Below are 10,211 nucleotides of genomic sequence, written 5' to 3'. Positions count from 1 at the left end.
CCCTTCATCGCCAATGATACTGCTGAGGAGTCAGTGGGAAAGTAGGCCGACGCCAGGACTTCTTTTAACGGCCCCCGAAGCTAACAGCTTCGGGGGCTGTTCTTTTGCGGTCGCGCCTTGAATTGGCGGACCTGTTTCCGACCTCCTGCGGTCCTCAATGAGGTTGTCCTGTGCCCGTCTGAAGCGGCGGAGCCGGGTACTCAGAGTCCCGCTTGGCGCGGGAGAGACCGGGAGTGTACGGAAGTAATGTCAGCCCCTGAAGCCATAGGCTTCGGGGGCTTTTCTTTTGCCGGAGGCCAGGGGGAAGAACGGCTTCGGGGGCTTTTCTTTTGCCGGAGGCCAGGGGGAAGAACGGCTTCGGGGGCGGGCCCGCCGTTGCCGGGTGCATGGCCTGGCTACGGGAGAGGAGGGGGTGTGTGGGCGCAGGCATGCTTTGCGCGTAGCACCGGGAAGCCCCTGAGCCGTAACTCGGCTGTGTGGCTTCCCGGCTGTTCAAGTCGTTTCGGATCAGTTGGCGGAGGCGGAGATGCGCCGGGAGATGGCGCGGGCGATGGCCGGGCTGACCAGCAGCACCACCATGAAGCGCACCGTCTGCATGGCCATGACAAAGGGCAGGTCCACGTCGCAGGACGCGGCGATGATGGCCACGGAGTCCGCGCCGCCCGGGCTGGTGGCCAGGTAGGCCGTGAGCGGATCAACATGGGCCACGTGGCCCAGGAACAGGCCGAACAGGGCGCAGACCGCGATGAGCGTCAGGATGCAGGCCATGATCTTGGGCAGGATTCTGGCCGCGTAGGCCATGATCTCCCGGTTGAAGCGCTGGCCGATGCCCCAGCCGATGCAGGCGTAGGAGAGGACCAGGAACCAGGGCGGCAGGGTGATCTCCATAAGCCCGGCGTCCTGGAGCCCCACGCAGAGCACCAGCGGCACCTGGAAGGCGCCGCCCGGGATGCGCAACCTGAGCCCGGCCAGCGCGCCGATGCTGATGACCACGCAGGTGGTGGCGAAGGCGGTCCAGTCCGTGGCCGGGAACCAGTCCACGGGCGCTGCCTGGGCCGGGCTGCCGCCCCAGATGGCGGCCACCAGCGAGGCGGTGAGGGCCACCACGACCACGCGCAGGTATTGCATCACCGCCACCAGGCGCATGTCCGCGTCGTAGGAGTCGGCCATGACCACCATGGCCGTCGCGCCGCCCGGGGACGAGCCCCAGATGGCCGTGGTGCCGGGCAGCACGCCCTTGTGCGCCAACAGCCAGCCCAGGAGCGCGCTGGCCGCCACGGCGAAGAGCACGCCGCTGATGAATATGCCCCAGTTGCCCATGATCTGGCCCAGCATGGGCAGGGTGATGCTCTTGCCGATCATGCAGGCGATGACGCCCTGGGCCAGGAAGAACGGGCCCATGTGCAGCTGGATGGACGACTGGCGCAGGCACATGACGATGGCCGCCAGCATGGGCCCAAGGAGCAGGGCCGCGGGTACGTGCAGCAGTTCGAGGGTCGTGCTGAGGATGACGGAAACGAGAATCAGGACAAGCCACTGGGAGGTGCGGGAGCGGTCCCGCAGGGGGACCTTGAGATCGAACATGAGAGGGCTCGGTGGTGTTTGCGGTTGCCCCGTTTTGCGGGCAACGCGGCGCTGGGCGCTGGCTGGCTGTAAAACGGGTCTGCGGCGGGATCTCCCTCCGCGCGAGGGGGGAGTGTCGCCAAAGCCGGGGCCGGAGTCAAGGCGCGCGTCGGGCTTTCCGCCCGCCCTTGGCTTGCGCCGGACTCTTACGTATACTGCGCCCTTCAAGGCCCTGTAGACTCAATCGTAAATCAAGGAGGCGAGCATGCCTGTCACTCGAATCAAGCGGGCCCTTGGGGTCGTCCTGATGCTGGCCGCCCTGGCTGGGCTGTCCGGCTGCGCCGTGGTGGCCGCCGGAGCCATGGCCGGAGGCGGGACCTATGCCTATATCTCCGGCTGGGGCACCAAGACCTACAACGTGGACATCTCCACGGCCTTCAACGCGGCCCGGGGGGCCTGCAATTCCCTGGGGCTGAGCGTCACCAAGACCGAGCGCCACCTGTCCGAGGCCGAGATCGAGGCCAAGGACGGCGACAGCAGCGTGTGGATCGACCTGAAGAGCAAGGGCGTGCGCGTCACGGAGATCGCCGTGCGCGTGGGCGTGCTGGGCGACAAGGTCGCTTCCGAGCGCATCCACGACCATATCAGCCAGAGGCTCCAGTAGTTCCCGGAGCCCGGAGCGGGGAGTCCGCGCCGTTCCCGCGGCCAGGCTGACTCCCGGCTGAAAGGCCAAGCCTTTTGCAGCCCGCCCCCCTTGGGGGCGGGCTTTTTTGCGTGCATCGTTTTTCATAGGATTCTTGATGTATCATATAATACTAAAATAATATGAAATATTGTGGCGGTTTTATGATATTTGTCATCGATTGTTGTGGGCTTTCACAAATATGGAATTATCGGCAATATAGATGTGCATGTAATGCTTTGTAATCCTTACAATAACGAAAGGTTTTCAGCGCGACATCGTTTATAGTGTTTTTATAAAATTAACAAATTCAGATGATTATTTGTAAAAGTCCGCGTTTTGAAATTTAGTGCAAGCGTAAATGCAATTTGGCATGCCAGTTGCTATAGATTGGTCCAACAATGCGCTTTTGAGATGTGTCGTTCCGTTGAATGTTGATCCAATGCAGTCATCTGTCCTTGTCTGTATTCGTAGGCGATTTCTCATGATGCTCGTCTTGTTGTTTCTGGTCGTGTTCGTGCTTCAATTTGTCTGTCTTATCGTGTTCATACTGCTTCTCGAGTTGCTGCCTACTAACCGAATTACAGGAGATCGTTCGATGATTGTTTCGATGAGGAGATTGGTGTTGTTGTTCGCGTTGTGCTGCTTCGCCCTGGCGTCGGTGGCCACCGCTTCCGCCGCCGAGAAAAAGGACGGCGCGCAGTACAAGGACGAGATGAAGGTCGCGGTCATCAACTTCCAGCCCGTCTGGGGGGACAAGAAGGCCAACCTCGCCATGATGCTGCAGGACATCAAGGAGGCCGCCGCGCAGGGCGCCGACCTGATCCTGTTCCCGGAGATGGCCCTGACCGGCTACGCCATGGAAAAGGGCGACGACGTCAAGCGCGCCGACCGGATGCAGGTGAAGCTGGCCGAGAAGGAAAACGGCCCCAGCGCCAAGGCCGTGGCCGCCCTGGCCAAGGAAAAGGGCGTCTACGCCGTCTACGGCTATCCCGAAGTCATCGGCAAGGATGCCCTCAACGTCTACAACGCGGCCGTGGCCATCGGCCCCAAGGGGATCATCGGCTCCTACCAGAAGATCCATCCCTTTGGCAGCGAAGTGATCTGGTGCAAGACCGGCACCGAGCCCTTTGCCTTCGACACCCCCTGGGGCCCCGTGGGCATCAGCATCTGCTATGACACCTACAACTACCCCGAACTCGGCCGCTACTACGCCGCCAAGGGCTGCCGCCTGATCCTGAACCCCACGGCCACCTCCCGCGCCTACTTCGCCAAGTCCAAGCTTGTCGACGGCAAGCCCGTCAATGACGGCAAGCCCAGAAACGGCAGCAACGCGGCCTGGGTCGACCGGTTCAAGAGCCGCGTGGAGGCCGTGGTCATCCAGAGCGACGTCTTCGTGGCCAGCGCCAACCTCGTGGGCGCCGAGACCGCCGCCGACGGCACGTACATGGGCACCTGCTTCCCGGGCGGCAGCTCCGTGGTCGGGCCCGTGGACAACAAGGAAGGGACCCCCAGCTACATCAGCTACTACGGGACCGACCCGGCCCTGGCCGTCGACGCCGGCATCATCTACAGCTCCCTAGACCTGACCAAGGCCACCCGTAAGTCCTTTGAGAACTACATCAAGACCGACCTGCAGGAAGGCTACCTGTACTCCCCGAAGCTGTACGAAAAGTGGTTCAAGGACCTGTACAAGGGCAAGTTCTCGAAGAAGAAGGCTGAATAGCCCGCTTCGCGACCGCTGCACGACCGGCCCCGCCCCTCCTCGGAAGGGCGGGGCCTTGTGTTTTCCGGCGCCGCGCCGGGGCGGGTTTTCGCCCGTTTCCCGGGCCTCGCGCTCCGGCGGCCCGTCTGGTATGCTCGAAGCCGTCAATATCTCGCCCGGAGGTTTCCATGCCCCATAGAACCGTGATTCCCTTTAGCGAACCCGAGGACGTGCGCCGCCGCATCCTGGACGCGCTCCAGGACGTCCTGGCCCGGGGCGGGCCGCGCAGGGTCACGGCCCAGGCCGTGGCCGCGCGGGCGGGCGTGGACGAGAGCCTGATCACGCGCCTGTTCGGCGGGCTGGCCCATTTGCAGGACGCCTTCGTGCAGTCGGATCGCTTCTGGCCGCCCGTGGCGGAATTGGCGGGCGGGGACGTGCAGGAGCTTCGCCAGCGGCCCCTGGGCGAGCAGCTGTCCACGTTTTTCCTCAACTACCTGCGCGGGCTGCGCGCGCGGCCCTGGACCCTGGCCGTGCTGGCCGAGGAGGGCCGGGAGGACGGGCTGCTGGGCCACGCCCTGGTCTACGTGCGCGAGCGCCGGGCCCTGGAGTTCTTCGAGGAGGTCATAACCACGGACCCGCCCCCGGACGTGGACCTCTCGGCCGTGGTCCTGATCATGGCCCTGGCCGTGAACCAGGCCGCCGTGCTCTCGCGCCGGGTGCTGTCCGTGGGCGGCGTGGACCTGGAGACGGACCAGGGCTGGGAGCGCATCGAGGCCACCATCCAGCGGATCCTTTACAGGACCATGGCTCTTTGATCTCCCTCGGCTGTCGCGTCGGTTTTTTGTTTCACACCGCCAGAAGCGGCAATTTCTGCTTGTCCCGTATGTCGAGTTTCCCGAAATCGCGCGTGAAATCCGTTCTGGCCCGCGTTGTGCTTGTTTGCGGGCAAGGGCGGAGCCGCCCCGTTTCGGGGCTCCGGGCATGTCGTTCCGCCCCGCCAAGGAGGGCGGACATGAGCGCAACCACCACCATCGCGCAAAGGGAATTCGAAAGAGCCGGAACGGAGTTCGGCGAACATCTGGAAGGGGCGCATCGCGTCTATCTCACCGAGGTGGCCTTCAGCCGCAGCGCCCAGTGCACCATCGGCCTGGCCGTCAAGGACATCGCCGCGCGCTGCGGAGTGTTCGCCGCAGACATCGTCAAGGCCATGTGCGGCCACATGTACTGGCTGGAGAAGGACGAAAGCCTGGTCATCGTCTTCCCCGTGCCGCAGCTGGAGGCCGACATGCTGGTGGAGATCCCCAGGGGCCACTGGCGGTTCCGCGACCAGGACCTGCACACACATTAGCCGCGCCGCGAGGCGGCGACGGGAGTTCGCGACCCCGGGCCGGAATGCGTTTCCGGTCCGGGGTCTTGCGCGTGGAGGGGGGGCGTCCCCCTCTGGGCCGGGCCGGGCGGGCCGGGCATTTACCCGCCAGCGCCGGGCCCTGGTTGGGAAAGTTGGAAAAGCCTTTGAAAGGGGATCGGATTTTGTTATTTTCGACGATGTGAACTACGGTCCCCGGCCCATGCCGGGGGAACCCCACAAAAGAACGAGGTTGATCAAATGAGCAAAAGCAAACAGCTCTTCATCCTGCCCCTGCTGTTCGCCTGCCTGGCCGTGATGCTGGGCGCCGGGCCGGCCCGGGCTGAAACCAAGATCGTGCCCAAGGTGGACGGATTCGTCTTCTTTGCCGACTATTCCGGCTCCATGGCCATGACCCACGCCACGGAAAAACAGAAGAAGATCTCCCTGGCCAAGCAGGCCATGCAGGCCATGAACGCCAAGATCCCGGCCCTGGGCTACCAGGCCGGGCTGGACACCTTCGCCCCCTACGGCGACCTTTGGCGCGGTCCGTACACGGCTGCGGCCATGGACACGGCCGTGCAGGGCATCGGCGAAGACTTCCCCATCTTCGGCCGCACCACCCCCATGGGTGATGGCCTGTCGAGCCTGCGCCCGGTGCTGGACGGCATGCCCGGCAAGGTGGCGGTGATCATCTTCTCCGACGGCCGCAACAACGAGGGCATCGACCCCGTGGCCGAGGCCTCGGCCATGTCCGCCGACTACCAGGGCCGGGTCTGCTTCCACGTGGTGTCCTTCGCGGACGAGGCCAAGGGCCAGAAGATCCTGGACGACATCGCGGCCCTGGCCCCGTGCTCCGTGGCAGCGTCCGGCCCCGCGCTCCTGGCCGACCAGGCCGCCATGGACCGCTTCGTGCGCGACGTGTTCTACGACGAGGTCAGCGTGGCCAAGAAGGCCATGCCCAAGGCCGCGCCCAAGGAAGAGGTGATCGAGGTCATCGAGTTGCGCATCAACTTCGACTTCGACTCCGCGACCATCAGGGACGACATGCGCCCGATCCTGGACGAGGCCGCCGGCCTGCTCAAGGACGCCGACCGCCCGGCGGTGCTCTCGGGGCACACCTGCAACATCGGCCCCGAGAACTACAACCAGGGCCTGTCCGAGCGCCGCGCCAAGTCCGTGAAGCAGTACCTGGTGGGCAAGGGCATCCCGGCCGTGGGCCTGGGCACCAACGGGTACGGCGAGACCATGCCCAAGTACGACAACAACACCCTCGAGGGCCGCAAGCTCAACCGGCGGGTGGAGATAATCATCAAGTAGATAGAGGACGGGTTCCGGCCCGGGGCCTTGCCGCCCCGGGCCGGCCGGTCCGGTTTCCGCCATGCCCAGATTTCCGCTGATTGCCCTTGCGGCGGTTCTTCCCGCCCTCGTCTGCCTGCTCCGGGCCGAGCCCGCCCCGGCCCAGGACTGGGAGCCTTTGCTCGCATCCGAAAGCCAGCAATGCGCCGTGTACCTGGGGTCCGCCTCCCCGGCCCGGGACTGCGGGTCCGTCGAGGCCGCGCGCTGCCGGTTCATGGAGTTCGCCGGCCACTGGCTGGCGCGCATCGGCCGCAACCTGCGCCATACCGAGGACGACGTGCACGTGGAGCCCGCCGGGGACGGGTACGTGGCGCGGTTCGTGCGCCTGGACCGGACCACGGCCCGCATTTCCATCAAGCCCTCGCCCTCGTCCGCGAGCCCCTACGTGGGGGTCCTGCGCTACGAGGAGCACCATTACGAGGCCCGGGGCCGGAGCCCGCAGGCCGCCACCTCCGCGTCCTTCGAGCGCGTGCGCCGCATGCGCGTGACCGAGATATTCCGCTACGTGTCCGGCCGCTGGACCAACTGATTTTCCCGCCTTTCCTGGCGGCTTGTCCGCTCCCCACTTGCCTTTGAGTCCGTAATCAGCCATGGAAGGATGACGAAATCCCGGAATTCACCGGTGTTTTAAGGCTTCGGGGGTCGCATGGCCATGGACACCGTGCAACAGGAACACCTGGACGCCGTTTCGGAATTGACCGTTCTCCTGGTCGAGGACGATCTGTTTCTCAGGGACACCCTGGCGGGGCTCCTGGAACGGGCCGTGGGCTCGGTGCTGGTGGCCGGGGAGACCCGGGAGGCTCCGGCGCTCTCCGCAGGGCATGACCCGGACGTCTGCCTGATAGGGCTCTCGCCCGGGGACGACTCGGGGTTCGAGACCATGTCCCGCATCCGGGCCGGGCGGCCCGACGCCGTGATCTTCGCGGCCGTGAGCCTGGATGACCGGGGGCTGGTGGAGCGGGCCCTGGACCTGGACGTGGACAGGGTGCTCGCCAAGCCGGTGTATCCGGCCACCCTGCTGACGGCCCTGTCCCGCAGCGCCCGCGCCTTGCCGTCGCGCGCCCCGGGCTCGTCCCGGGACAGCCTGCGCTGTCTGGCGGACTGTCTGGCGGACCCCGCGCTCCTGGCCCGGGACGGCGGGGTGGGGTATGTGAACAAGGCCCTGCTGGCGCTTCTGGGCCACGAGAACCATGATTCCTTCGTGCGCGCCGGGGGCCGGGTGGGGGACCACCTGGAGCTGCTGGAAGGGCGGTCCTGGCCGGGCGGCGACGGCTGGCTGGAGCGGGTCCTGGACGCCAGGCTCGACAGCGACCCCCTCCTGACCCTGCGCTGCGTCCGCGACAGCCTGTCCCGTTCCCTGACCTTCAGGGCCCAGGCCCGGCCGCTGCCCACGCCGGACTTGCAGCTGGTGCTGCTGTCCGAGGTCTGCGGGCCGGCCGCCGGGGAGGGCGACGGGCCGCGCGACGCCCTGACCGGAGCCTACAGCCGTTCGCGCCTGCTCGAACTCCTGGCCGACCAGGAGCGCAAGGTCTCCCACGGCGGGGGCTACTATTCCCTGATCATGCTGGACGTGGACCGTCTCGGGGCCATCAACGAGGCCTGCGGCCTGGAGCGCGGCGACAAGGTGCTCCAGGAACTCAGCCGCGTGGTGGCGGACAACGTGCGCAGCACCGACATCCTGGCCCGCTGGGAGGGCGGCCGCTTCGCGGTCCTGAGTCCGGATTCGGACTACCGCCGGGGCAACCGTGTGGCCGAGCGCCTGCGCCGCAAGATGGAAGGCAGCGATTTCCCCGGGGTGGACTTCGTGGTCACGGCCAGCTTCGGCGTGGGCCAGGCCGGGATGGGCGAATCCGCCGTCTCCCTGGTGGCGCGGGTGGAGCGGGCCCTGGGCATGGCCAAGGCCTCGGGCCGCAACCGGGTGGTGCTCTCGACTGTCGGGTGATGCTTTTCTATTGTCTTATTCCTTGTAATCATTGGTTTTGTCTGGATGCGGGCGAGATTTTTTCTTGCCTCGCGCGCTGCTCCGGCCTACTGTCATTGCCATCACGAATGAACGCACCGCATGGAGGAGACTATGAGCGCCGCACAGGATATCCATATCGTCGGGAAGGATGAGGCCGAGCGCCCTGAGCAGGCCGCCGAGGCCGTGGACAAGACCAGCCGCGACATGGGCAAGGTGGCCCTGTTCATTTCCATTCTGGCCGTGGTGCTGCTGGTGGTCTTTTTCTTTGGCCTGAACCAGAACCTTTCCGGCCTGACCGCCAAGGTGGACGGGCTGGTGGTGCTCAAGGACGACGTGGGGGCCCTCGCCGCGCGCATGGGCACGGCGGAGGAGCGTCTGGTGGCCCTGGAGGGCCTGCCCCAGAAGGCCCGCAAGATGGTCATGGGCACCATGCTTCAGGAGATGGCCCAGCGCACCGCCTACCTGAGCACCCAGATGGATTCCGAGGCCCAGAACGAGAAGCTGCACCGGGCCATGGAGCTCCTGCGCGAGGTGCAGGTGCAGGTGGCCGGCGAGGCCAGCATGGTTCCCGCCGCCGCCGCCACTACCGCTCCGGCCGCCGAAGCTCCCGCCGCGACCGAAGCGCCCGAGGCCCAGCCCGGCGCCGAGCCCGCCGCGGAGTAGCCCGGATCGAATCTGTCATGCGTGGGGGGCGGGACGCCGGGCGTCTTCCGCCCCCGCGCGTTTTGTGAGCGGAGGACCGCCCCGCGCCGGGGCCGCAGCGTCATGCAGAACGTCGTCGTGCATATGGACAACGGGGATGTCCTGGAGTTCGTGGGGGAGATGGTGGCCACCACCACGCGCGAGGTCCATCACGACGGCCGCCGCCGCAGCGTCTGCGAATACAGGCTCTATCGCCGCGAGGACGGCGGCTGGCAGCTGGTGATGGAGAGCTACGAGAAGATCAGCGCCCGCCAGTTCAACCTGCGCTTCACCTCCCGCGAGGACGCGCGCGACTACGTGGCCCGGGGCAAGGGCGGCGAGGATCTGGTGCGGGAACTCTTCGGCGGGGACGGGGACTGACCCGTCGCCGGTCGCGGCCGGGGGTGATTCTCAGGCGTCCGCGCGTTCCACGGCGGCCTTCATGAACAGCCGTTTCAGGGCCCCGGCGTTTTCCCTGGCCAGACGCAGGGCCTCGCGCCTGGTCCGCCCCTGTTCAGGGCTTTCCCCGAGGGCCTCCGCGCCCACCACGGCCATGTAGGCGGTCAGCGCCAGTTGGCTCTTCCTGGCCAGGTCCCGTTCCGTTTCGTTGCCGATCATGCCCAGCTGGCCGCAGGCCTGCCGGACCTCGCGCAGGCCGCTTTGCGAGAGGGTCAGGCCCGCTTCGGCCCGCTCCAGGGCCCGGATGATGATCCGCTCCAGCCCGAACTGCATCCCCGCCTTGTCCCGCAGCCGCCGCAGGCGTCGCCACCGGAAGAACTGCAGGTGCAGCAGGCTCGCCGAGATCGCAGCCACGGCCATGCCCAGGGACAGGATCAGAGTCGCGTTTTCCAACAAGAAGTCCGGCATGTTTCCTCTCCGGCCGCCGACGGCCCCGCAGGGCGGGCGTCGCGGG

General features: G+C 66.3%; 11 protein-coding genes. 9 read left to right on the top strand and 2 right to left on the bottom strand.

Translation table 11 applies throughout. From position 1 onward, the window contains the following. Positions 1-507: 507 nt before the first annotated feature. Positions 508-1,584, bottom strand: a complete 1,077-nt coding sequence (locus ACYYG1_RS14705; RefSeq protein WP_461211087.1) for an AbrB family transcriptional regulator — start codon at positions 1,582-1,584, stop codon at positions 508-510. Positions 1,585-1,828: 244 nt separating this feature from the next. Between ACYYG1_RS14705 and ACYYG1_RS14700 the strand changes: the two genes are divergently transcribed. From ACYYG1_RS14700 to ACYYG1_RS14660, 9 genes are all read left to right on the top strand, one after another. Continuing rightward, positions 1,829-2,227, top strand: coding sequence for a DUF3568 family protein (locus ACYYG1_RS14700; protein WP_461211086.1), 399 nt, complete (start codon positions 1,829-1,831; stop codon positions 2,225-2,227). Between the two features lie 643 nt (positions 2,228-2,870). Beyond that, positions 2,871-3,971: a carbon-nitrogen hydrolase family protein gene (locus tag ACYYG1_RS14695; RefSeq protein ID WP_461211085.1), complete on the top strand. Its 1,101-nt coding sequence runs from the start codon at positions 2,871-2,873 to the stop codon at positions 3,969-3,971. 167 nt (positions 3,972-4,138) lie between these two features. Continuing rightward, positions 4,139-4,765, top strand: coding sequence for a TetR/AcrR family transcriptional regulator (locus ACYYG1_RS14690; protein ID WP_461211084.1), 627 nt, complete (start codon positions 4,139-4,141; stop codon positions 4,763-4,765). A gap of 197 nt (positions 4,766-4,962) precedes the next feature. Then, the gene (locus ACYYG1_RS14685) at positions 4,963-5,298 is read left to right on the top strand and encodes a hypothetical protein (RefSeq protein ID WP_461211083.1); all 336 of its coding nucleotides are present in this window, start codon (positions 4,963-4,965) and stop codon (positions 5,296-5,298) included. Positions 5,299-5,556: 258 nt separating this feature from the next. Next, positions 5,557-6,615, top strand: a complete 1,059-nt coding sequence (locus ACYYG1_RS14680) for an OmpA family protein (RefSeq protein ID WP_461211082.1) — start codon at positions 5,557-5,559, stop codon at positions 6,613-6,615. Between the two features lie 61 nt (positions 6,616-6,676). Then, positions 6,677-7,183 carry a hypothetical protein gene (locus tag ACYYG1_RS14675; protein WP_461211081.1) on the top strand — a complete coding sequence of 169 codons (507 nt, stop codon included), beginning with the start codon at positions 6,677-6,679 and terminating at the stop codon, positions 7,181-7,183. A gap of 117 nt (positions 7,184-7,300) precedes the next feature. Further along, positions 7,301-8,596, top strand: coding sequence for a GGDEF domain-containing protein (locus ACYYG1_RS14670; protein WP_461211080.1), 1,296 nt, complete (start codon positions 7,301-7,303; stop codon positions 8,594-8,596). A 132-nt stretch (positions 8,597-8,728) separates the two neighbouring features. Then, entirely contained in the window at positions 8,729-9,280 is a 552-nt protein-coding gene (locus ACYYG1_RS14665) for a hypothetical protein (protein ID WP_461211079.1), read from the top strand. Positions 9,281-9,382: 102 nt separating this feature from the next. Beyond that, positions 9,383-9,679, top strand: a complete 297-nt coding sequence (locus tag ACYYG1_RS14660) for a hypothetical protein (protein ID WP_461211078.1) — start codon at positions 9,383-9,385, stop codon at positions 9,677-9,679. A 30-nt stretch (positions 9,680-9,709) separates the two neighbouring features. Here ACYYG1_RS14660 and ACYYG1_RS14655 read toward each other — a convergent pair whose 3' ends face one another. After that, positions 9,710-10,165 (bottom strand): hypothetical protein, encoded by a 456-nt coding sequence (locus tag ACYYG1_RS14655; protein WP_461211077.1) that lies wholly within the window; start codon positions 10,163-10,165, stop codon positions 9,710-9,712. Positions 10,166-10,211 lie beyond the last annotated feature (46 nt).

This window comes from Desulfocurvus sp. DL1XJH-121 (assembly GCF_054819825.1).
This window is presented reverse-complemented; position numbering and strand designations above follow the sequence as displayed.